At 51.3% G+C, this 23,857-nt stretch carries 19 protein-coding genes and 2 tRNA genes; 14 read left to right on the forward strand and 7 right to left on the reverse strand.

The features are described from left to right. The first annotated feature begins 178 nt into the window (after positions 1-178). Both AC27N8_RS25265 and AC27N8_RS25270 read left to right on the forward strand, forming a co-directional pair. Positions 179-862, forward strand: a complete 684-nt coding sequence (locus tag AC27N8_RS25265; RefSeq protein WP_487070592.1) for a response regulator transcription factor — start codon at positions 179-181, stop codon at positions 860-862. Between the two features lie 24 nt (positions 863-886). Next, positions 887-2,095, forward strand: coding sequence for a sensor histidine kinase (locus AC27N8_RS25270; RefSeq protein ID WP_487070594.1), 1,209 nt, complete (start codon positions 887-889; stop codon positions 2,093-2,095). A 31-nt stretch (positions 2,096-2,126) separates the two neighbouring features. Here the strand turns inward: AC27N8_RS25270 and nfi are convergent, their stop codons facing one another. After that, positions 2,127-2,843, reverse strand: a complete 717-nt coding sequence (nfi, locus tag AC27N8_RS25275) for a deoxyribonuclease V (RefSeq protein ID WP_487070596.1) — start codon at positions 2,841-2,843, stop codon at positions 2,127-2,129. Positions 2,844-2,867: 24 nt separating this feature from the next. Then, the gene (locus tag AC27N8_RS25280) at positions 2,868-3,629 is read right to left on the reverse strand and encodes a class I SAM-dependent methyltransferase (protein ID WP_487070598.1); all 762 of its coding nucleotides are present in this window, start codon (positions 3,627-3,629) and stop codon (positions 2,868-2,870) included. A 355-nt stretch (positions 3,630-3,984) separates the two neighbouring features. Between AC27N8_RS25280 and AC27N8_RS25285 the strand changes: the two genes are divergently transcribed. Next, positions 3,985-4,911 carry a DUF4097 family beta strand repeat-containing protein gene (locus tag AC27N8_RS25285; protein ID WP_487070600.1) on the forward strand — a complete coding sequence of 309 codons (927 nt, stop codon included), beginning with the start codon at positions 3,985-3,987 and terminating at the stop codon, positions 4,909-4,911. A 176-nt stretch (positions 4,912-5,087) separates the two neighbouring features. Here AC27N8_RS25285 and ppdK read toward each other — a convergent pair whose 3' ends face one another. Both ppdK and AC27N8_RS25295 read right to left on the reverse strand, forming a co-directional pair. Beyond that, on the reverse strand, positions 5,088-7,868 hold the full coding sequence (ppdK, locus tag AC27N8_RS25290; RefSeq protein ID WP_487070602.1) for a pyruvate, phosphate dikinase: 2,781 nt from the start codon (positions 7,866-7,868) through the stop codon (positions 5,088-5,090). A 99-nt stretch (positions 7,869-7,967) separates the two neighbouring features. Next, positions 7,968-8,534, reverse strand: a complete 567-nt coding sequence (locus AC27N8_RS25295; RefSeq protein WP_487070604.1) for a HEPN domain-containing protein — start codon at positions 8,532-8,534, stop codon at positions 7,968-7,970. A 358-nt stretch (positions 8,535-8,892) separates the two neighbouring features. Between AC27N8_RS25295 and AC27N8_RS25300 the strand changes: the two genes are divergently transcribed. The 5 genes from AC27N8_RS25300 (at position 8,893) to AC27N8_RS25320 (ending at position 13,375) form a co-directional block, all read left to right on the forward strand. Beyond that, entirely contained in the window at positions 8,893-9,591 is a 699-nt protein-coding gene (locus AC27N8_RS25300; RefSeq protein WP_487070606.1) for an RNA polymerase sigma factor, read from the forward strand. 15 nt (positions 9,592-9,606) lie between these two features. Continuing rightward, positions 9,607-10,626, forward strand: a complete 1,020-nt coding sequence (locus tag AC27N8_RS25305; protein WP_487070608.1) for a hypothetical protein — start codon at positions 9,607-9,609, stop codon at positions 10,624-10,626. Between the two features lie 258 nt (positions 10,627-10,884). Continuing rightward, positions 10,885-12,066, forward strand: a complete 1,182-nt coding sequence (locus tag AC27N8_RS25310) for an acetyl-CoA C-acetyltransferase (RefSeq protein WP_487070610.1) — start codon at positions 10,885-10,887, stop codon at positions 12,064-12,066. Between the two features lie 22 nt (positions 12,067-12,088). Then, on the forward strand, positions 12,089-12,985 hold the full coding sequence (locus AC27N8_RS25315) for a GNAT family N-acetyltransferase (protein ID WP_487070612.1): 897 nt from the start codon (positions 12,089-12,091) through the stop codon (positions 12,983-12,985). A gap of 141 nt (positions 12,986-13,126) precedes the next feature. After that, positions 13,127-13,375, forward strand: coding sequence for a hypothetical protein (locus tag AC27N8_RS25320; RefSeq protein ID WP_487070614.1), 249 nt, complete (start codon positions 13,127-13,129; stop codon positions 13,373-13,375). A 339-nt stretch (positions 13,376-13,714) separates the two neighbouring features. On the opposite strand, the gene AC27N8_RS25325 is transcribed toward AC27N8_RS25320, so the two are convergent. Further along, entirely contained in the window at positions 13,715-14,488 is a 774-nt protein-coding gene (locus tag AC27N8_RS25325; RefSeq protein ID WP_487070616.1) for a 16S rRNA (uracil(1498)-N(3))-methyltransferase, read from the reverse strand. 4 nt (positions 14,489-14,492) lie between these two features. Beyond that, positions 14,493-15,440, reverse strand: coding sequence for a 50S ribosomal protein L11 methyltransferase (gene prmA, locus AC27N8_RS25330; protein ID WP_487070618.1), 948 nt, complete (start codon positions 15,438-15,440; stop codon positions 14,493-14,495). 276 nt (positions 15,441-15,716) lie between these two features. Between prmA and AC27N8_RS25335 the strand changes: the two genes are divergently transcribed. From AC27N8_RS25335 to recO, 5 genes are all read left to right on the forward strand, one after another. Next, entirely contained in the window at positions 15,717-18,161 is a 2,445-nt protein-coding gene (locus AC27N8_RS25335) for a helicase-associated domain-containing protein (protein ID WP_487070620.1), read from the forward strand. Next, positions 18,148-20,559 carry a helicase-associated domain-containing protein gene (locus tag AC27N8_RS25340; protein WP_487070622.1) on the forward strand — a complete coding sequence of 804 codons (2,412 nt, stop codon included), beginning with the start codon at positions 18,148-18,150 and terminating at the stop codon, positions 20,557-20,559. Before AC27N8_RS25335 ends, AC27N8_RS25340 begins: the two co-directional genes overlap by 14 nt. A 78-nt stretch (positions 20,560-20,637) precedes the next feature. Further along, a tRNA-Gly gene (locus AC27N8_RS25345) sits at positions 20,638-20,709 on the forward strand. An 11-nt stretch (positions 20,710-20,720) separates the two neighbouring features. Beyond that, positions 20,721-20,794 (forward strand) — tRNA-Cys (locus AC27N8_RS25350). A gap of 58 nt (positions 20,795-20,852) precedes the next feature. Beyond that, entirely contained in the window at positions 20,853-21,665 is an 813-nt protein-coding gene (gene recO / locus AC27N8_RS25355; RefSeq protein WP_487070624.1) for a DNA repair protein RecO, read from the forward strand. A gap of 10 nt (positions 21,666-21,675) precedes the next feature. On the opposite strand, the gene AC27N8_RS25360 is transcribed toward recO, so the two are convergent. Next, the gene (locus AC27N8_RS25360; RefSeq protein WP_487070626.1) at positions 21,676-22,227 is read right to left on the reverse strand and encodes a hypothetical protein; all 552 of its coding nucleotides are present in this window, start codon (positions 22,225-22,227) and stop codon (positions 21,676-21,678) included. A 277-nt stretch (positions 22,228-22,504) separates the two neighbouring features. Between AC27N8_RS25360 and hisD the strand changes: the two genes are divergently transcribed. Continuing rightward, complete coding sequence (gene hisD, locus AC27N8_RS25365) at positions 22,505-23,818, forward strand: histidinol dehydrogenase (protein WP_487070628.1); 1,314 nt, start codon at positions 22,505-22,507, stop codon at positions 23,816-23,818. The last annotated feature ends 39 nt before the right edge of the window (positions 23,819-23,857 follow it).

A 23,857-nucleotide genomic window follows, 5' to 3' on the forward strand; every position in this document is an offset into this window, starting at 1 on the left:
GACATACGTTTCCCCCCTACATACGTCAATAGCTCTTGTGTGCACATAGACTGTTTAATCCAGGTGCCAGCGTAGGTACTTGATATATTGGGGAGACCCTGGAGAACCCGTAGCTCGCTTTTATGGGCAGCTACAGAGGGTGCGCAGCAAACTGAGGTATCGAGAAGAGGGGAAGACTGTGTACATTCTTGTCGTTGATGACGATCGGTTTGCAAATATGCTCGTACAATTCGTACTCAGCAAAGAGGGTTACGAGGTTGAAACAGCTGATAACCCGCGTGGCGCTATGCAGATGATTCAGAAGCGTGAACCGGATTTGCTGATACTGGATGTGGCTATGCCATATATAAATGGTTTTGAGTTCTCGCAGAAATTACGCTTAGAGGGTTATGAGATCCCACTTATCTTTATGACGGCTCAAGATACAATTGAGGCGAAATTACAGGGATTCAATATCGGTGCTGATGATTACATTTGTAAGCCATATAATCATCAAGAATTGGTTGCGCGTGTGCAGGCGGTGCTGAGGCGGATCAAAAAGAATGGGAAGGTTGGCAATCAAAGTATCCGCAGCGGCCAGATTGAGCTTTTTCCAGGCGAGCTGAAGGTCATCGTTGGAAATCGTGCCTCGATTACGCTCACGCCGACCGAAATGCAAGTATTACGAGCATTAATGAATAGTTCTAATCAAGTAGTAAATAGGGATCAATTGTTAGCTGAAGTGTGGAATGACAATGAAAATAATAGTAACATTGTAGATGTCTATGTACGTCGCTTACGTATGAAGTTAGAGGTCGATCCCGATCGGCCTCGTTATATCGTCTCTGTACGAGGCATAGGATACAAGTTCGTCGTCAAATAGGTCAGGTGGAAAGGTTGGGGTCAGGTGCGGAAGCGTGTTCAAAAACAAATACAGACTGAAGAACAAAGTCCTATCTTATTGCCGGGAGTGTCAGTATCTTCCTCAGGAGAAGATTCCACTACTGCGGCTGAGCTTTCTGCGATCGAATGGCATAAACAATTTGTTGACGCCACACTTATTAACGCTACAGATGCTATCATCGCTCTCAATCAAAATTTTCATATTGTCTATCTCAATCCAGCCGCTAATGCTCTACTGAACGCCCCCACCGCGGAAGCCATGGGGAAGCATTGCATGGATGTCTTGCGGTGCAAGAATCTGAACCAGATGGTGTTATGCGGAACATCGAGCTGTCCCCTGGTACGAGCCGTTGAGCAAAACAATCCCTTGCCGAACGAAGAGCTGATTATGGGTACCGATCCTACCCATATAAGCGAGGTGTCAGCGAGTGTCAATCCCGTCAACATTGCAGGCACCTGCACTGTTATCTTTACTGCTCGTGATATGTCTGCCCTCAAAGTTGCCAGTCGCGTGCGTTCTAATTTTGTCTCCATGGTTTCACACGAGTTGAGGACGCCACTCAACTCTGTGCATGGCTTTATTGATCTCTTATTGCAAGGGCATATGGGGGACCTGTCTGAAGAACAGCGCATGTATCTGGGATATACCCAGGAAGGCGTGCAGCAACTGATCTCCATTGTGGAAGACATTCTGTTTATGACGCGCTCTGACCTGGGACAGTTTGAGGTGAAGCAGGAGGAGGTGCATATCATCGGTTTGATTCGACAAGTGATCCGTACCTTGCAGCCTCAAGCCATCAAAGCGGAGGTTGCGCTCACTCAGAATATCGCCGTTGATGTACCTGCGCTCTTCATTGATCCTCACCGCATCAAGCAAGTCATGAACAATCTTGTGGCCAACGCCATCAAATTCACTCCTCCGGGCGGCATGGTGACGATCAGCGCGCAACGCTATGATGATCACTTCGAGATGATCTCGGTGGCAGATAGTGGCTATGGTATCCCCTTAGAAGATCGTCAGCACGTTTTTGAGCGCTTCTACCAATCGAATCACAGCCAGCAATCCAAGATGGGCGGTTATGGTCTTGGTCTCCCGATTGCCAAACTGATTGTGGAGCAGCATGGCGGCACGATTGGTTTTGACACGGTGATCGATAAAGGGACGACCTTTTACTTTACCCTGCCACTGTATGTGCCGCCACTTGAAAACTGAGATATATTTAGCTAACCTGGAAGATCGGTACTCACCACAGTTTTAATTGTTCTCCTTGCTCATCGGCAGGCTCTTCCCAGCTATTATCTTTTGAGAGCTTGTCTGCCTGGCGGGTTGGCTCTGGTAACTTATAACCCTTGCTACAGGCGAGTACGTAGTGAATGCTTGTCTCCAGGCTGATCAGATGTCCCGCTGAGATAAACATTGGATTAACTTTGGTGCGCGTGCGTACGACTGCTCCAATAGTGGTATTTTTGCTGATCAGAGGGACCCATGATCCAGCCTCTTCACCCAGCTCATCTTGCTTATAGGTGCCGGTGAGCAGAGATTTGGCACAGCCGATCGTGGGAATATCCAGCCAGAGTCCCAGATGTGAGGCGATTCCCAGGCGCCTGGGATGAGCAATGCCCTGGCCATCTGCCATGATCAGGTCTGGTTTCTGACGGAGCTGATCGACGGCTCCCAGGACCGCTGGCGCTTCGCGGAAGGAAAGGAGTCCAGGGATGTAAGGCATGCGTAGTGGTTCTTCATAGATATGGCGCTCAACGATTTCCATATCTGGATAGCTCAGTAGCACAACGGCGGCACGTACCGCTTCGTGTTCTTCATTGATCGCCATATCGACTCCGGCGACGTAATGGACCTCTCCGACGCGATCTTCCAGGATGACGCGTTTGGCTAATTCTTTTTGTAGAGCGATAGCCGTTGGTACATCTAATTTCCACTCATGTAAAGGAACACGTGGCATCTTACCATCCTTCTCTCTCTGCCGCTATTTCGCTTCGGCAATAAAAATCATGCGAGGGCTCTCGGTGTGATATGGACCCAGATCGTGATCTCCATAGACCGCTTTAACCACAAAACCAGCTTGCTCCAGGAGCAACTCCATTTCGCTCCGCTCAAACAGGTAGAGCTGCGTGACAGCGATCGTCCGTTGGACGCTGCCTCCCTGCTCGTGACGCTCGTAAAAATGGGTCAGCTCTAGCATATGCTGTGTGGTCGATGAGGCGGGACTCACGAAATGTGTGAAGTAGATACCATCATCATCCTGCCAGCTCCCCTGATGCAGAACCTGTCCACTCAAATCTTCCATATAGCGTGCATCGGAGTTACTGATATCGATGATAAAGGTGCCTCCATGGCTCATATGGGCGCGAACGGTTGCCAGCGCCTGTTGCTGATCGAGACGATCCGTAATATGCGCAAAAGATCCGAGAGCGATGATCACCATGCGGAATTTCTGATCAATGTGAAACGTGCAGAGATCCTGTTCCAGTAGTGTACAAAGATCGGTCACATCGGCCTCTGCGAAGGTCTCGCGAGCCAGTTCAAGCATTTTGGCAGAATTATCGATTCCGGTGACCTCGTATCCCTGCTCCGCGAGATAGAGCATGACGCGACCGCTACCGCAGGCCAGTTCGAGTATTTTTCCACCGCATAGCTCTGCGAAATTATGATACATATCGAGATCTTCGGCGAAATGAGCATGCTCAATATCGTAAAAAGGAGCAATCAGATCGTATTCGTGGTTCATATGTTCCTCTTCCATCCCTCAGGCAATAATAACCATATTTTATCATCAAGAGGCAATATAGATGCGCTACTTTCTGACACTGTGACACTGTAACACTGCGACGCGAGCCAGCGTTGTGCGAGCCAGCTTGTCGTGATCTTATCTCCTCACCCTTGCGTCGGTATGTCTGTGTAAAACGTGGTAGAAGTGTCATTATGGCATTTGTTATCATGTAGGATTTTCAATCGCTACGCGGTAGCTGGATTGTAGAAATAGAGTAGAGAGGAGTAGTGAGACCGGTCAGCTATCCCATTTAATAGGACTTATAGGATATTGTTTTACAATATGTCCGGTTATCACGACAGCATATATGCAGTTGACACAGCGTAGAAAAGCAGTTCTCATCTTAGCCATCGTATTATTGATCTTATTGGTGATTGGCGTTTTAATCTATAACCATAACACGGCCTCGAACGATCCCTTTGTCTCGACCGATGGCACTCCTGTAAGCCAGGATAAAAGCTTCCAGGTCGGTGATCAGCCATTTATCGCCATCAAGGGTCACGCCAGCGATGTGAACGTTCAGACTGGCAATACTGGTACCATCATAGTGAAAGTGTTTCAGCATCAGAGCAATCAGGCTCTTGACACCTCCAACACGCACATTTTATATAATCAGAGCACAGATGCTCAGGGACACAATCATCTCAGCATATCCAACGATCCTGTCTTCAAGGATGTCGATTACGATGTGACCGTTCCTGCCAGCGCACACGTCGATGTTGAGGTGAATAGTGGATCAGTGGCCGTCGCTGGGACGAGTGAAGCGACTATAAATACGGGAAGCGGTAGCGTGGATGTTGAGGATATCCATGGACCAGTGAATGCCGCGACCGATAGTGGTGATATCACGTTGCACAACGTCAATGGTCAGACGATACTCAATGGTCAGAGTGGCTCGCTACGTATCACCGGCGTGACCGGACAAGTGAAAGCGGTCACCCATAGCGGCGATGTCGTGGTACGCGATGCCAAATTAAGTGGACAATCAGCACTCAAGACCGATAATGGATCGGTGCGCTTCAATGGCTCACTGGATACGGCAGGAACGTATCTCGCCTCGACCAACAGCGGCGATATCAATCTGACCTTGCCTGCGAACGCAGCCTTTCAACTCTCAGCCAGTACCGGATCGGGGAATGTCAATAACGCATTCGGAAACAACATCGTCGGGAGTGGTCCACAGGCGCATATCACAGCCACCATTAATAATGGCTCAGTCACCATCGATAAAGCCGTATAACACGCAAAGTAGCGTCGCACGCTCGCGTGCGATGTCCCTGTTACTCGTACGAGACAGCGAGATCTCGGCGAGCAACGCTGGCGTGCCTGATCGTACGTCGAGTGGGACATCGCACGCGAGCGTGCGACGCTACTTTGGGTTGCCAGACCTACTTTACATAGGTCTGGCAACATTTCCTAGCGATCTTTCTCTGAACGTGCGAGTGAGGCCTGAGCCGCAGCCAGACGTGCAACGGGAACGCGGAACGGTGAGCAGCTTACGTAGTCGAGACCGACTTCGTTGCAGAACTCGATGCTATCGGGATCTCCACCGTGCTCGCCGCAGATACCCAGCTCGATGCCAGGATTGGCTTTGCGGCCCTTCTCGGCTGCCATGGCGACTAACTGACCGACGCCATCGCGATCCAGGGTCTGGAACGGATTGAGAGGCAAGATTTTGACCTTATCCTTCAGGCCGGGGACTTCGAGTCCTTCGACGTATTTGAGCAAGAATTTGCCCTCAGCGTCGTCGCGGCTGAAGCCAAAAGTTGTCTGAGTCAGGTCATTGGTACCGAAGCTGAAGAAGTCGGCGACGGGAGCGATCTGATCGGCTGTCAGAGCGGCGCGAGGCAACTCGATCATGGTGCCGAACTTGTAATCGATCGTCTTGCCAGCCTCTTGCGAGATCTCGCTGGCGACCGCTTCCAACTGGCGACGGACTTCTTTGAGCTCGTTGACATGTCCGACGAGAGGGATCATGATCTTTGGATGCAGCTTCTTGCCAGCTTTTTCCAGCTCTGCTGCGGCTCCAAGGATGGCGCGTGTCTGCATGACATTGATCTCAGGGAAGAGCAAGCCCAGACGACAACCGCGTAGACCCAGCATGGGATTCATCTCACGCATGGCGCCAACGGCCTCAAGCATTTCGCGCTTCTCAGCCAGCTCTTTTTCGTGACCACCCTGAGTCTCCAGGCGGGTGACGTCAACCAGGAGCTCCTCATAGGAAGGCAGAAACTCGTGCAGAGGTGGATCAATCAAGCGGATAACAACTGGATATCCTTCGTTGGTCTCTGGATCAACCATGGCCTCGAAGATACCTTTGAAGTCGCTCTGCTGGAATGGCAGCAACTGATCGAGAGCTGCTTCGCGCTCGGCTTTGGTTTTTGACAGGATCATTTTCTGCACGATTGGCAGGCGCTCCTGCTCCATGAACATATGCTCTGTGCGGCAGAGGCCAATACCCTGAGCTCCGAAGGTGATGGCGCGTTGGGCATCGCGTGGATAGTCTGCGTTTGCCCAGACGCCCAGTTTGCGATAACTATCGGCCCAACCGAGCAATTTCTTCAGATCGGTCTCTTTTTCGAAATCGGCATCCATCGTTTTGATGATTCCGGCATAGACCTCGCCGGTTGCGCCGTCGATAGAGATGTCGTCGCCCTCTTTGATGACGAGGTCAGAGCCGACTACACGGAAGAGATGCTGCTCTTCGCTGACACGAATGCCTTCGCAGCCAGCGACGCAGGGGAGACCCAGGCCACGAGCCACGACTGCTGCGTGACTGGTAGCACCACCGCGAGCGGTCAGAATACCCTTGGCTACGAGCATGCCATGGACATCATCTGGACTGGTCTCAGGACGAACCAGCACAACAGGTGTGCCCGCTTTACCCAGTTCTTCGGCGCGATCAGCGGAGAATATCGCTTTACCGAAAGCGGCACCTGGGGAAGCATTTAATCCTTTGGCCAGCAGACGGCCTTCCTGCTCGGCGCGTTTCTTCTCGGCATCATCGAAGCGAGGCAGCAGCAATTGGTAGACCTGCGATGGCTCAACGCGTTTGACGGCCTCTTCTGTGTCGATCAAGCCCTCTTCCACCATATTGACAGCAACCTTGACGGCTGCGCCCGCGTTACGTTTGGCTGAACGCGTCTGGAGCATATATAATTTGCCCTGCTCAACGGTGAACTCGAGGTCTTGCATATCGCGATAATGTTTTTCGAGGCGCTCAGCGATCTCCTGGAACTGCTGGAAGACTGCTGGCAGATCCTGCTCCAGCTTGCTGATCGGGGATGGTGTGCGGATACCTGCGACGACATCTTCACCCTGAGCGTTGAGGAGGTATTCGCCGTAGAGCTTTTTCTCTCCGGTACTAGGATTACGGGTGAAGGCCACGCCTGTACCACTCTCGCCACCCATGTTGCCGAAGACCATGCTCTGGACATTGACGCCTGTCCCCAGGGTATGGGGGATCTTGTTGAAGTTGCGATAATCGATAGCGCGTTTGTTATTCCAGGAAGAGAAGACGGCCTCGATCGCTTTGTGGAGTTGCAGATACACATCGGTTGGGAAAGGCTCACCCGAAGCGCGTTCGGCAATCTCTTTGAATTCTCCGACCAGCTTTTTCAGCGCATCGGCAGGAATCTCTGCATCCGTCTTCACGCCGGCCTCTTCTTTGTAGCGCTCCAGAACGGCTTCAAAGTCCTGAGGATTGGTGTCAAGCACGATCTTGCTGAACATCTGGATAAAGCGACGATAGGCATCATACGCGAAGCGCTCATCGCCGGTCAGAGCGACCAGTCCCTGTACGGTCTCGTCGTTGATACCCAGGTTGAGGACGGTATCCATCATACCAGGCATCGAGAATTTCGCACCCGAACGTACCGAGACGAGCAGGGGATTTTCTTTGGAGCCGAATCCTTTGCCGGTCTGCTTTTCGACGATGCGCAAAGCCGCTTTGGCCTGTTCCCAGGTGCCATCGGGGAATTGCTGATTATTGTCATAGTAGCCGTTACAGGCTTCGGTCGTGATCGTGAATCCTGGAGGGACCGGGAGACCGGCATTTGTCATTTCAGAGACGCCGGCGCCTTTGCCTCCGAGCAACTCGCGCATGCTGGCATTGCCTTCGCTGAAAAGGTAGACCCATTTGCGAGGAGAATGCTTAACTGCCTCATCCAACTCTGAATGAGTAATCTGTTGTGCCATGAAAACTTCCTCCAACTGTGTTGTGGTGAGTTGACGAACGGGTAAGGAGGTGCAAATTACCTGCTATACCGTAGAAATAAGGATTGCACAATATCAGCATTATCCGTTGAGCACGAGATTTCTGGCCCAACGTAAGACGTTGCGTGCACTTTGTATATAGCTGCTAGCTTGCTCTGCATTGATGACTTCGTCTGCTTCCTCTGGAGGCGTGTCGATGTAGAAAGTTTCAGGATGAAATGGAGTTAAACGTTCCAGATCGTCTAAAATCTCGCCAGGGGCACCAACGTGAGATCCGAGTGCACGTAAATCATGGTCGTAGCTTGTGCGACGACCAAAGCGTAACAGGCTGACAGCTTGTGCTGCCTTTTCCGCGGCCTGATTACAAAAGTCAACGCAGGCAAAATGTCGCCCAAGACTTAATTCAACCGTAGCGGTTGCCATATCCTGAGCTGCCTCTGCGAAGAGTCCTAACGAGCCTTGAACATCACTACTCAAGTGAGTTGCCTGTTTCTCTTCATCTTGTGCTAGCCGGGATAAATCATCATGGGTCTCTGACGTATACGACGCAGGTTCACTCAGAGAAAGGCCATGTAAGAGCTGTTGCTCAATATCTTCCTCCGTATAATCATCAGACAGTCCATGGCTGTTATCCTGTATCTGTGACATGATGGTTCGATCCTTTTGCATACTGTGATGGGAAATAGGCCAAATACACTACATACTGCTTAGCGCTAATCAGCTATCCTGCACATAGTATTCCTAACTGCCTTGTTGTGTCAATCCTTTTTTTATGTGGAGACTATCTATCATCCGGGCTGGGAACGCTCTGGTACAGGGATTTTACCCCCCGCGACTTTTTTTGTAGCTCATTGGTAAAGGAGAGTCTATCTCTCTCTGCTTTGTCCTTTTTTGGCTATCTATGAAGAATATAGATGTGATTAGCATATTTTGAAAATTGTGCTGCTCTTCTGCGTGTGTATTGATGAAAGTGATCTTTATTTCAGGTAAGGGGGTGGCATCTTACATGTTTAATTCCGTGGCGTTTGCTGGTATACTACTGCTACAAGATATGGATAATGTTCCATCAATAGAGGCTCAAAAACGAGAGAGAGTATATCCCAGCATGACACTGGATAAATCGACTGGTCAGCAGAAAGCTGATCCTGTGACAGATGATGCTGCGTTGATACGTTTATATGAGCAGTTTCGTCGCCCAATACATTCATATGTTTATCGCTTGCTTGGAAGCCAGGAAGATGCGGATGATGTGACACAAGAAGTGTTCGTGCGCGTGTTTCTGTCCTGGAGCAGTTTATATGAGCGCGATAACCTTTCATCGTGGATGTATCGTATTGCGACGAATTTATGTGTAGATATGCTACGTAAGCGCAAACGTATTTCATGGTGGCCTTTGCGCATGCGTTCGCATCAGGACGATTATGCGGGCGATTCTGCCGTGCAGGAAGACTATATGTCTTTGCTGTCTGATAATGGTGGTATTCCGGAAATTGCTGAGCGTGAATTGATTCGTCTGGCATTGGCAAATATGCCCGAGGAATATGCTGTTGTGTTGGTCTTAAGTGCTGCTCAGGGGATACCATATCAAGAGATTGCGCATATTTTGGATATTTCGCCCAACGCCGCTGCTACCCGTATTTCTCGAGCCAAGAAGTTGTTCGCAAAGCAGTATCAGCATGTCTGTAAAGATGGTGTTGGCAAATAGGAGTAAATGGAGAATATGAGCAGCACCAATGATCGCAATAACTTAAGTACACTGAATAGTGCGCTTTATGAGCGTCTACCGCCTCTTCCGTCGCCTGGAGCTGTCGGTCCTGATGTCTGTGCCACTATGCGTTTATATCTGGCTGTCTGGTCAGATCTGCCGCCGACGCAGAAGCGTATTGTCCAGCAACATGTAAATTCATGTGTATCGTGTATGAATGAACAAAGGGTGTACGCGCACTCCGAGCAGTTAATACAGAGTCTGCCTGCTAGTGGTCCATCTGTGCAGGTAGATCGTGCCGTATTGGCTGCTATCGTCGCTCGCAACACCTCTCATCGGAGTCTGGGGGCGCTTGGCGCAACACCTTTCAAGTCCGCGCCACGCAAGCGTACGCAATCCTTGTGGGTTGTGGGATCGTTGGCGGCAGCGGCAGTGATCCTGGTCGGATTTGCTCTTATGTATACTTCCTTTATGAGACCGACGACAGAGGCCTTTGCCCTCCCTGCCAATCTATCCTGGAATAACTATGTGCTTTTTCATAAGCAGGTCAATACAAATGCCCAGGGGCAGCAGGTGGAAGTCATGTCCTACCATAATATGAGCAAGGATGTAGTGAATGTCGAGACGATGGTCCAGGGTAAAAAGGATGTGGTTGTCGTGGCCGATGAGAAGCAGTCTCTGGGATTGGATATGATGAATCATGTGGCACAGTGGGATGTCAAAAGTCCCTCTACGGATGCTACATACTTTGACCTGGATACTTTACGTCGGGATTTACAGACAGGAAGTGCTGTCTATCAGGGCACTGAAACGTTCCAGGGGCAGACAGTCTATCGTATTCGCTATTCAGATGGCCATGTGCTCCTTCTGAATAAGAATTACTTACCTGTCAACATTCTACCGCAAGATACAACTACCGCAACACCTCTCTACACCACAGTTCAATGGTTACGTCCAACTCAGGTCGCAGACTCAATGTGGGATATGAATGTGCCGGCCGGTTTCAGCATGGGACATGTCTCGCTCGCCTCTTAAGACATGTCTCATCGGCTGCTTGATGGAACTCCATTTTTATAGACCATAGACGTGATACAATACAAATTAAGTAGATGTATTCTCTTGTCACCTCTGTCTTTCAGCGTATGCAACTGAGTAACGTTTGCAGCTATATATGTTCGCCTGCAACTTTACTCTCTGCATCACGTGATTTCCTGCTTGTCTCATGGTTCGTCACAGCCGATAGTTGGTCTATATCATCAGAGTTGATGATTGGTCTATAAAGGAGAAGAAGCGATGTCTGAACGTATTCCTGTGCTGGTTGGGGCGGCGAGAACGCCAACTGGAAAATTTCTCGGTGCGCTGGCCAGTTTTTCGGCTCCCCAACTGGGCGCTATTGCGATAAAAGAGGCAGTGCGTCGCTCCGCCATTGAGGCCGATGCTATTGATGAAGTCATTATGGGGAATGTCGTTTCCGCTGGAGTTGGGCAAGCCCCTGCCCGTCAGGCCGCGCTGCATGCGGGCCTCCCCGATGATATCCCCGCTTTCACTGTGAATAAGGTCTGTGGATCAGGACTTAAGGCTGTGATGCTTGCTGCGCAGGCCATTCGCGCCGGAGACGCTCAAGCTTTTGTGGCCGGCGGCATGGAGAGTATGAGTAATGCGCCTTATTTATTAGCCGAGGCTCGCACGGGCTTTCGTATGGGTGATAAGAAGATTGTTGATAGCGTTGTCCATGACGGCCTCTGGTGCGCCTTTGAAGATATCCATATGGGCAACGAGGCCGAGATTATCGCGGAGAAATTTGGCGTGACGCGTGAGGAGCAGGATAACTTCTCGTTGCAAAGTCATCAATATGCTGCGGCTGCGACGTCGGCTGGTCGCTTTAAGGATGAGATTGTGCCAGTTGAGGTGAAGCAGAAGCAGGGCTCGTTCCTGGTTGAGGTCGATGAGCCTATTCGCGGCGATGCTTCGCTTGCTGCGCTTACAAAGTTGAAGCCTGCTTTTCTGGCAGGTGGGACGGTGACGGCCGGTAATGCTCCCGGCTTAAGCGATGGGGCGTCTGCGATGGTGGTGGTGGAGCAAACTTTTGCGCGTGAGCGTCAGCTGGAAGTGCTGGCACGGATTACTGGTTATGCGTCGGCTGCGATTACGCCACGCTATATCTTTGGGGCTCCCACCCGTGCCGTGAGGCGCTTACTTGAGCAGACTGGCTTACATCTGCAAGATTTCGATCTGATTGAGGTAAATGAGGCCTTTGCGGCTCAAACTCTGGCTAACGGCAAAGAGTTGGAGTGGGATTGGAAGCGTGTCAATGTCAACGGTGGAGCTATTGCCCTGGGGCATCCGATTGGTTCAAGCGGCTCACGCGTGCTGACAACTTTGATTTATGAACTGCGCCGTCGTGGCGGTGGACGTGGATTGGCTACTCTTTGCCTGGGTGGTGGTGGCGCGGTCGCTATGTCTGTAGAAGTGTGACTATCTGCTTGAAATGGAGCTAATGATGTCGCTAGAGCAATTGCAGGGGCTGGTCAAGAAACGTACTTTGACGGCTCCCGAGGTGACGATGATTCAGCAGTTGGCTAATGTATGTGAGCGCTACGAGCAATTGCATATGCGTATCGATTCGATGATGTTGCAATATCGTTCTGGCTCTGTCACCAACGATTTTTTGTACTATGAAAATGATTTGCTGGTTGGCTATCTGGCGGTCGATGATCGCGGCTCTGTCCAGAACGAACTGGTTGGCATGGTGCATCCAGATTATCGGAGGCGAGGTATCTTCCGCATGCTGTTAGATGCTGCTATCGAGGAAGGTCGTGCGCGGAACGCGCAGCAGTTTGTCTTAGTCAACGAGCAGTCATCGCGCTCGGGATACGCTTTTTTGCACTCGGTTGGCGCTGTGTTAAGCGAAGCCGAGCATGAGATGTTTTTGACACGCATGCCACGCCGTGAGTCCTTTGATGAGCGCTTGATCGTACATAAAGCAGATGAGCAGGATATCGATGATCTTGTCAAAGTGCAGTCCCAGAGTTTTAACGATCCCGAGGACTCAACCAGAGAGCGCATCGTGCAGTGCATGCAGCATCCTGACCAGACCTACTTTCTGGCCGTCTTTGGAGACTCATCGGTTGGCTGTCATGAGCCTGTAGGGAGTTTCCGCCTGGACAGCACTGACACATTTGTTGGTATCTACGCCTTTGGTGTACGTCCTGATTATCAGGGTCGCGGTTATGGGCGTCAGATTTTGGAAGACGCTATTCATATTATTCGAGCGCGTAGTCAAAAAGCGATTATGCTAGATGTCGATGTTGAAAATAATCGTGCCATCCATTTATATCGCTCCTGTGGCTTTGAATTTCGGACAACCTACAATTATTATGTGCTCGAATTATAAAACGGCCTGGAGCGTAGCCCTGAGGCTTCTCACCTGGAAGTCGGACGATTACTCGCCCTTGACGTGCGGATTTTTCTTGCGTAATGTAATCAGTGTACACAGTTTGTAAAGAGAACAGGCAGTGGAAGGTTTTAATCAATCATGCCTAACATTTTTCATCTTCTAGCAGAAGAAGACAAGTTTACGGATGAGCTGTTTGCCTTTATTACTGATGCAAATGCCGATGATCGCAACGAACGTGCGATTGTCAGTGTCCTGCATGAGGTTGCCCCGCAGATTGTCTCGGTGGCAGAATGTATGATCATCGACGGCGTTGATGAGCGGCATTACGTGGCTGATTATGTTCACGCTGTGCTGACTGGTGAAGGTCTGGACAACGAAAATCGCTAATGTGGTTTCTACACGCATTGGAGAGCAAAAAGTATCCCCAAAAAGGGTAAGCTCACCGACGTAGCGGCGCGGCTCCGCCGTGCTGTCACTGGGCGCACGAACACGTCCCACCTGCATCTAAGAGCAACGCAGACGAGACGATCCACAGTGGGAAGATCTCGCAATGGAACCCCATGAGGAGCGTTGTCGTACGAGTCACAGACAGCACGGCGGAGCCGCGCCGCTACGTCGGTGAGCGTGTCACCCCATTGGGATGCATGTCTCCAATGCCACATCAGCGCGATGAATTTTGACAGAGTAGTAGCGTCGGTGAGCTTTTGCGGCGCAGGCGAAAAGATACTACGCGTTTTCCAGAGTGTACATAACGTTGGCCACGCTTACCAGCGCAGCTGTCTCGGCACGTAAGATGCGTTTTCCCAATGTGACGCTTTTGACGCCATGGCTTTGAGCCAGCGTTACTTCCTCGGGCGTCAGACCCCCCTCGGGACCAATAAAGATAATCACGGTAAGTGACTCCTGCCTGTCGGCCATTGAGCGTTCCTGACGTACTGCTTGCAGCGTATCATACAGGCTCACCCCATGTTCTTCTTCCCAGGGCATGATGGCCAGTGCGCCGTCTGGTATGGTCTTGAGTATCTGCTTGAGTGGCTGGATTGTCTGGAGGGTCGGGATACGTGTTCCACCACATTGCTCAGTTGCTTCCTGGATGATGCGTTCCCAGCGTTGCATTTTCTTTGGACTTGTCTCTTCCAGGCCAGCCATGGAGCGATGACAGAGGGTTGGGATAAAGACGCTTACCCCTAACTCTGTTCCCTTCTCCAAGATCAGTTCAAAGCGTGCTGACTTCAGCAATCCCTGACACAGGATAATCTGTACTTCCGCCTCTTTTTGACCTGCACGCTTTTCCTGGATCTCTACATCGACGCTGACGCGGCTACTTTGGATGACACGGCACACATATTCCGTGCCACTCTGATCAAAGAGCAGCAGTTGTTTGCCAGGATTGAAATGCAGAACGTCGTGGACTTGATGTACCAGACTTTTTGGGAGTGCCAGTGTTTGACCAGGCTCCAATAAATCAGGTCTGGCATCATCCAGAAAAAAACGATGCATTGGTCTATACTCGCTTTCGATAGGTAAGGGCTAACCAGTCATCGATTTTTAGTTCATCAATCAGCTCCAGGCCGGCCGCCAGAAGTGGAACTTCCGCATCGGGTCGGCGTGCCTCGATGATGCCGCTGGCTACCAGGATGCCTTGTGGGGCGAGGACCTGCGCGAGCTGGGGTGCGATCCCACCAATGATGTGGGCAAAGATGTTTACCAGTACCAGATCGTATTGACCCTCTGTTCGCTGCGCTTCGGCGTTATCGAGCACGCCGAGTACCACAGTGATCTGATCTTCTAGCTCGTTGAGCTCTGCGTTGGCCTGCGAGCTCTCTACGGCGACGCTGCTATTATCGATCGCCACGATATGGGCTGCTCCCAACTTCGCCGCGGCCAGTGCCAGAATACCTGAGCCGGTACCGACATCCAGGACACGCATGCCGGGTTGTACCAGTTTCTCCACGCGTTCCAGGCACAGGCGCGTTGTCGGATGGACACCTGTTCCGAAGGCCATACCAGGATCAAGTGTCAGGACCACCTCATCGTTCTTCGCCGTATACTCGCGCCAGGAGGGGCGTATCACGAGGCGTTTTCCAATATGAGTGACATGATAATAATCTTTCCATGCATTGGCCCAATCCTCTTCATCGACCTCACGCGTCTGCAATTCGCCCACAAAATGCGCCCCTATACTGGCGAAATGCCAGAGACCTTGCTCGATCTGCTTTTGTTTCTCTTGTTCTGTTCCATCCAATGGCAGATAGGCATGGATTTGTACAGGCTGTCCTACCAGAATATGATAGTCTTGTCCATCCTCGCTTAGCTCATACGGTTCTTCAATCACCACTCCGTCTCGGGAGTAGCTGCTTAATAATTCACTGACCGACTCGACCGCTTCTGGATGGGTCTGGATCGTTAATTCTAACCATCGCATAAAAAAGCTATCTACCTTTCGCACCATCCACGCTTACTCTTTATTGCGCAGCGTGGAGTGATTCTTCGCAAATAGGGAATGACGTATCGTTTCTATAATAGAGAGGCGTTGTGCTTCTCTGCTACGTAGGATATCACAGAGGAGGAGGACGTAAAAGGGAATTTTTGTTTACGACTATCTCTGCATGTGCCTCTATTTGACCTACTCTGTGACAGTTTGATAAATATTGACCTGAACAGATACTCCGTGCTATCATTGCCGGACATACGAGTTCAGATTAGATTTTTTGAGTACATTGCCTTGATGGAAAACGTGGTACCTGGCGCTTTGCAGCGTCTACGAGCTGCCGATATTATCCGTATGGCAGGCTTGAATTCGGCTTCCCTGGGACAAGAGTATAATCGCACTGCTACGATATGGGATACGCAAAGGCAGGGTATGCGCTTACGCGGTAAAGTTGATGTCGCTCAAGCTGATCCTTTGACTGCTTTGGATGATCATGATGCGACTCCATCCGATGATGCGACTGCCGCTATTCACTCTTTTTCGGTTGAAGTTGAGATTATTAATTCGGAAGCCTGGGTGAGTTCCTGCTCATATGATGGACAGGGCTCTTTGTTATGTGCTCATGGGGCTGCACTTCTCTATCATTGGTTAGCTCAACCGACCACTTTTACCTCCCTGCTTGTTCCCGATGAGCAAGACACTATCAATGATACTTTCTTGCCTGCTGCTGTGCCTGCTCGACGTGCACCGGCACCGGTACGTGAAGTGAGCAAGCCTGAGAGCGTACTACCAGCACAACATCGCACGTTGTCAGTCAGTACGGCGACTGTTCGCTATAGTCCTGATCTTCTCACCATCTTAGGACAACTCAGCTTGAGCGAGTTACGAGGTATCGCTCGCGAATACAATCTATCGACCAATGGCGTTTCGAAGCCACAACTGGCGGAGACGATCCTGGAGTCGATCAAGCAGCCGGATAGCGTGCGTCGTATCGCTACAACGCTTGAGAAAGCGCAGCGCCAGCTTCTGGCCGCTCTCTCTCTGGCCGGAGGGATTATTAGCGATGATGATGTTCATGGTTTGTTTGAGCGCTTTGGGCTCGGACAACCTCCGCAACTGCAACAGGCGCTGTTAGCGCTACAAAGAAAGGCGCTCCTCTTCCATATTAATGCTCCAGCCGCTGAGGTTCCGCTCCGTGTGACGCATACGAGCAACCTTGCGCATGTCGATTGGTTTGTGCCTGCAGAGGTGCGCAGTGCTCTACGCGTGTCGGTGCCAGTAACTCCTTTTGACGTGTCTCAAGAAGATGAAAAATATGGGATGTCACAGGTGCAGCCGGTGCAGAGTTATCGTATCCTCTCTGATCTGTTGCAGGTGGCACGCGCTCTGGATGGGGTTGAGCTTGAGATGTCTGATCCATGGGCCTCCATCCACATGGTCGAGACACCTTTTCCTGGGAGCATCGCTGGATCATCATCTACTGTGGGCACCTCGCGTCTCCTGACCTCCATCAATCTGCCCTCGGAGGCCTTGCTTGATACTGTGCAAAAGAAAGTGCCGTTTACGCGCCCCTTTGCTCGCTTTGCTGTCTCTGTTCTGGTCCTGGCTGGTATCGTACAAAAACCGGAACGCGAGATTACTACCTTACGTACTCTACCTAATGTTGCCCATTTGCTTCTCGGGTCTGTACATGCCGATGTGCTCTCTGATCTCTTTCAGCTCTGGCTCCAACATGCTTCTACCGCTGAGCTGTTTGCTCTGCTTGAAGAGGGGGTCCAGATACGTTATCGGATGAGCTCTCAGAATGTGCCGATGGTACGTTCTGGCGAAATTGGCGAGGAAAATAAAGAGGCGCGTCAGATATTGATCACGTTACTGGCGCAGGCTCCTACCCAACAATGGATGAGTTTCGCTGCCTTTGCCCGATTTGTCTTTCGCCTGAATCCTTTATTTTTACAGAGGCGTCAGCGTCTCTTGCCCACCCCTCATTGGTGGTTGGAGGCGGAGGCGACTAAAGTGCTCAGGCCGCATCATCTCGGCGATTGGCAACGTGCGGAGCAAATCTATCTGGCGCAATTTATTACTGGTCCGTTGCATTGGTGGGGACTGTGCGAGGTCGCGCTTTCTGCACAAGGACGCTTGTTAGCGTTCAAACTAACCGATCTGGCCGCCTGGCTGTTGCATACTGGATCAGTCGATGCCCCCACCTCTAGCTATCCTGAGAAGGTAGCCGAGGCGCCGCTGCAAGTCGTAGATAATGAGCATGTGCTTGTGGCCTGTGCGGCGCAGTTCTGGCCAACAATCGAGCTGCTGGAGACGTTTGCCGAGGTAGCCGGTGTCGCGGAAGGACGTTTGCATTATCATTTTACTCCGCAGGCGTTGAGCGATGCGCTGCGACGTGGACAGCGTCCCGATCGCTTGCTTGAGATTCTGCGCTCGCTAGCTGAGGCGGAAACGCAAGAGCATGGCCCCTGTGAGCAACTCCTGGCGCAGTTGAAGCGCTGGATCGCTAGCTACGGACGCGTGCGTCTCTATACAGGGGTGACGTTGCTGGAGGTGGCTGATACGACGGTGATGCGTGAGCTTTCTGCTACCACAACGCTTGATGAATATGTGATACGACAACTCCATCCCACCTTGCTGGTGGTGCATAAAGAGGCTGTCGGGCGCATAACTGAGGATCTCAAACGGCGGGGACAGTCTCCGCTTATTCATGACGAGGAGCTGTATGGATCAGAATGACCTCGAATTATTGCAGACTGTGCCTCTTTATCATCTGCAAGTGATCGCGAAAGCGCGACGCGTTCCGCAATCCGCCCGTATTTTTAGCCTTGGGGCGGTGCCTGTAGATCTTTCTGCGACAGCTTCTACTCCAGTATTGTTGGAAATCGCGCAGTATATTTTGAATACCGACTCGATTGGCGAGGTCCTTCAGGAACTGAACGAGCTTGAAGTCTTGCTACTGCGTGAATTGGTCGCCTGCGGAGGGCGTACAAATAGTCGCGATCTGGCCCTTTACGCGCAATGTGCTGGCCTGTTGGAGCTCGATAAAAAAGATATTGCCGTTCCCGATGATACTATCTCCTTTGGTGAGGCCGCGCTCAGATATCAAGCTGGAACTGCACTCCAATCGCCTCACTATCCGGTGCCGCATCCACATGGACCTTTTGAACACGCCCTGCGGCAACTGCTCGTGCAGGGATACGTATTTTGGGGGAAGCAGACGCATTTCGTGGGACGAGAATATGCCAGCGGGATGCATGATGGTGTCTTAATTGTCCCCCAGACTACTTTATCGGTCATCCGCCGCAAATGGCCTTCAGAGGCTCTTACACCTGTCCATGAGCCTGAGGAGATTGCGGATACATTAGATGTGCATCTGCAAGCATTTCAGCGCACACTCTATCTCTACTGGTCCTTCGTGGCGGCCACGCGTGGTGGACTCGCGCTGGTCAATAACGGTCTGCTCTCGCGGACCAGTTTGCGTCAGGTGGTTGAACTGATGCACGCTCAGGATGAGGTTGAACAATTACGTCTGGAGAGCGATTATCCACGCTTACTCTTTATGCGCTTATTGTTGCTGCAATTGGGATTGTTCTCGGTTCGTCAAAATATGCTTTGTGTACAGCCTGCCGAACATTTCTTTTCGCTTCCGCTGGCGCAACGTGCCAGAGAATGCTTTCGCGCCTATATGGATACGCATTTCTGGAACGAAATGCTTTATCTCTCCGAGATCAACATCCGGCCGGCTCCTGATCCTTTGATACCCGCGCACGAAGAAGTGATCCACGCACGGCGTCAGGCGTTGGAGCGCCTCATCGTAGAAACGGTCCAGGAGTGGCATGATCAGTCGGCCTTCATAGCTCGCACTAAATTGTACGTTCCTTACCTGCTCTTTCCCCGTCAATATGGACCTCGGGCCGAGCGCTATTCGCAAGGGAGCAATCCCTATGGATGGGATTTCCGCTTGCGGCGTGGCTGGTTGACGCATCGTGAGGGATGGCACATGGTCGAGGGTGGTTTTATCCGGGCGATGATCACCGGGCCTCTGAACTGGATGGGTCTGGTACAACTTAATCAAGAGAAGCTCTCCTCAGACTTTCAATATTCGGTTGCCAGCGCCTTCATTATGGGCGACACAGCTTTTAAAGATGCTCCTGCATTCAGCGGCCGCCTGATTATCCAGCCCAACTTTGATCTTGTTGTTTTAGCGCCCATTGTCGAAGGGCTATTGGTAAAGCTGGACACCTTTGCCGAACGCATCAGCCTGGAACATGTAGCTCAATATCGTTTGACAAAAGCCAGCGTCACGCAGGCGATTCAGCGGGATATCCATGTCGATGCCATGTTGGCCGTGCTAGAGAGCGCCGTTGAAACTGATATCCCACAGAATGTGCGCTATTCTCTTGAGGAATGGGAACGTCAGGCACGTCGGATTGAAGTCTGGCCGACGGCCACTCTCCTTGAAGTTGAGGATAGCTCGTTGTTGGATCGTTTCCTGGCTGATCCTGAGCTTCGGACGCTCTTTAGAAGACGCCTGACTCCGCAGCTCGTCGAAGTGGTACCAGCGCAGCTGCTTGCGGTCCAGCAACTGCTCTGGCATGAGAACTACTTGCCGGCCCATTCTGTCGTGCCAGAGCATGCTCTGACACCGACGCAAGCTGCTACCGCTTATGAGCCGCAGTGGAAGCTACATGAGGATGGTTTACTGGCGCCTTTTTATGCCGTCCTTGATTTTTATCTCATTGCCGAGGCCCTGCTCTTCTGCGAACGTGACCCCTCAACTGGATGGCTGCGCATCACTGCTGCATCCTTACAGCGTGCCCTTGATGATGAGGTTACACTGGATCAGATTATTGCTTTCTTACAGCATTATTGCATTGATGGTATTCCGGGCTCTTTTTTGATCCGCTTCAAACTCTGGGGTGGGGGATATGTCAGAAGCAAACGTATCTATGTTGAGCAGGCTCCGCTCCTGCGTCTCTCCGCCGATGTGTTACACGACCTGCAAGCAGATAAAGAGGTTGCTGCCTTACTTGGTTCTGAGGTTCAAGCCGAGCAACGCCTGGTACATGTCCCGGCCGAAAATCTGGCTGCTATCCTTGCTCTTTTGCAGCAGCGGGGATTTTTACCTGAGTAAAACTGTTGACAAATTAGGTGCTGTATGATATCTTATCCCTACAAACGTGATGCACTTCTTACTTACAGAAATGCAGATGCGGGAGTGGCTCAGTGGTAGAGCACTTCCTTGCCAAGGAAGATGTCGCGGGTTCGAATCCCGTCTCCCGCTCCCCTTTTTTAGGCGACGTAGCCAAGTGGTAAGGCACGGCTCTGCAAAAGCTGCACCAGCGGTTCAAGTCCGCTCGTCGCCTCCAAACGAGACGTGGCATTTTGCCACGTCTCTCTTTTTTGTATCTCACCTGGATATCCACTATGCGCGAACAACGTAGTTATTCCACAGACGCTATCATTATCAAACACGCTGATCTGGGCGAAGCTGATCGCGTGTTGACGATTTTTACCCCTTATAAAGGAAAGATGCGCTCGCTGGCCAAGGGCTCTCGCCGACCAGGGAGTAAAAAAGCTGGCCATCTTGAACTGCTGTGTGAAAGTCAGTTGCAGCTGGCGGTTGGTCGTACCTTTGATATCATCACACAAGCGCAAGCCAAAGAGAATTTTTCTCATGTACGCAATGAGCTCTGGCATATGACGTGTGGTTTTTATCTGGCTGAGCTGATCGATCGCTTTGTGGAAGATAATGTGCAGCAGCAGAATGTCTACACCCTGTTCTTGCGTACACTGCGGGCTCTGGATGCCGATGCTCTGGATCTACAGAAACGTCGTGCCGAAGGCATTGAGCCATCACTACGTGATCGCGATCGTACAAATTTGCTGCTACGCTATTTTGAAATATCGTTGCTTTCCTATATAGGCTACGAGCCTGTACTGCGCAACTGCGCTCACTGTGGGAATGAGCTGAAGCCGGAGGAAAATGGTTTCACCCCTACACTTGGTGGAGCGCTCTGTCCTGAATGCGCGCACCTCTGGTCGCAGTCGCTCTCGATGAACGGACTCAAGGTGTTGCGCTTGCTCCAGCGTACGGAGTGGAATAACGTTCCGCATTTCCATCTTGATACCCGCATCCAGGTGGAGATTGAAGCCGCCATGCACAGCTTAATCCGCTATCACCTGGAGCGCGATCTGAAGTCCTGGGGCTTTATGGACATGCTCAACATGTCGAGATAGATGCTTGTTGTCAGCCAAGGACTTTATGTGTGTAGACCAAAGTGCCATCCTGATCATATAACTCTGCCTCGATAGGGAGATCAACTGGTTGATGCGTTAAGAAGAGGACCATGCCATCCTCAACCGTATCCTCAAGCGTCGTACCGCATTTTGCAATTAATTTGACCCTTGTCACTCCCTGGCCATGGTCGGCCACAAAACCACCTGCATAAAAGTGATTGGGCATGCCTCCACCGCTGAGATTAGCCCAGGCTCGCTCGACTACTGGCCCTGGATTACTTCCCATAATCCCATCCCCGGATGCCCCACGGAATTGCCAGTGGCCCTGAGCATTTTGCTCAACGTAGCATGTGAAATGCATCTCCTGGCCCTGTCCGTTTTCGAAGACGACGATATGAACCTGGCGGCCCTCGATAGAGCGTGCCTTGAGAAAGCGCAGGGTCTTATATTTGGCCCCCTGACTACCGTCATTCTGTGTTCCGGCCGGAACTTTGCTGATGTTTGAAACAAGTAAGCGTGTTAATCGATTGACTATCTCCTGTTTTGGGTCTTGGTGTGCCATAGATATCCTCATCTTCACTACTCAAAGGGTTTTGGCAATCATAACATAGTTTGCGTAGAGAAACCTAGCTATTGCACAGTTTTTCTCCCAACTTGCCAGGATTACGTACATGTTTGCTATCGCTCTCAGGCGATGTGTAGGGGTAAGCGGGGGCCTGGACAATAATCCTGCTTGTCGCGTATGATGATACAGGATGACCATTCAAGCTGGTATATCCATTATTTTGCGTCTGTTTGGTCCTTTTTGGTCAAGTGGATGAAAGGAAGAAGTATATTTTATGATTCATGTGTACAAACTGGCTGATCTGGACACAGCGCAGCGTGCGCGCCTGATGCGCCGAGCTGAAGTTGCGATTGATGATCTCCTTGAATATGTACGCCCGATTGTGCATGCCGTGCGTGATCGAGGCGATGCTGCACTTCTCGAATATATGGAGCGTTTTGATCATGTTCATCTGACCGCTGACCGTCTGCGTGTGACGCGTGCGGAGATTGATCGAGCCTATGATCTTCTCGATAAAGATGTTCTGGAAGCGATGACACTGGCGATCCGTAATGTGCGCACCTTCCATGAGCGTCAGCTGCCTCAGGAGCAGTGGTTTACGCAGGTTGCTCCTGGCGTGATGGCCGGCGAAAAGATTACCCCTATTACCAGCATTGGCTTGTATGTCCCACGTGGGAAGGGAGCTTTTCCTTCTGTCATGTATATGTTGGCCACCCCTGCCAGTATTGCCGGTGTGCCTCGCATCGTAGTCTGTACGCCACCGGCACCTGATGGCGAGATTGATGCTGCTTCCCTGGTTGCTGCTGATATGTGTGGTGTGCATGAGATTTATCGTGCTGGTGGCGCTCAGGCCATTGCCGCACTGGCCTATGGAACTGAGACCATTCCCCGTGTCCGTAAGATCACTGGGCCTGGTAGTCCCTATGTATCTGCCGCCAAGCGCCTGCTCTACGGCACGCTTGATGTCGGCCTACCTGCTGGACCAAGCGAGTCGGCCCTGCTTGCCGATCGCTATGCAGATCCAGAATTGGTCGCGCTCGATCTGATGGTTGAGGCTGAGCATGGCCCCGACTCTTCGAGCCTGCTGGTTACCGATAGCCGGGCTTTGCTTGAAGCTGTCCAGGAGCTTTTGCCGGCTAAAATTGCCGCGCTGCCTGAGCCGCGTCAGAGTTTCTGTCGTACCGGCTTTGAAGGGGAGAAAGGGACTGGTGGACTGGTTTTAGCCAGCAATCTGCAAGAAGCTATTGACTTTGTGAATGAATACGCGCCGGAACATCTGCTGGTACACACGCAGGAACCCTTTGCTATCCTGCCTGAACTGAAGAATGCGGGCGAGATATTATTAGGCTCGCGGACCTCTGGTCCTCTGGCTAACTATGCTCTGGGCACGAATGCTATTCTACCCACAGGCGGCTTTGCCCACACCTTCTCCAGCACATCTGTCTATGACTTCTTGAAGCGTACCACTGTGGGCTATGTTACCGCTGAAGGCTATGGTCCTTTGAGCGCAGCTACCCGTCGCCTGGCCGATTTTGAGGGTTTTCCCTCCCATGCGCTCGCTGTCACTGATCGTCCAGAATCTCGTTGATGAGTGCTGCTGCGATTGTTAAAGAAAGTGTTGCGTTAA

The sequence above is a fragment of the Dictyobacter sp. Z7_2 genome, from assembly GCF_057551105.1.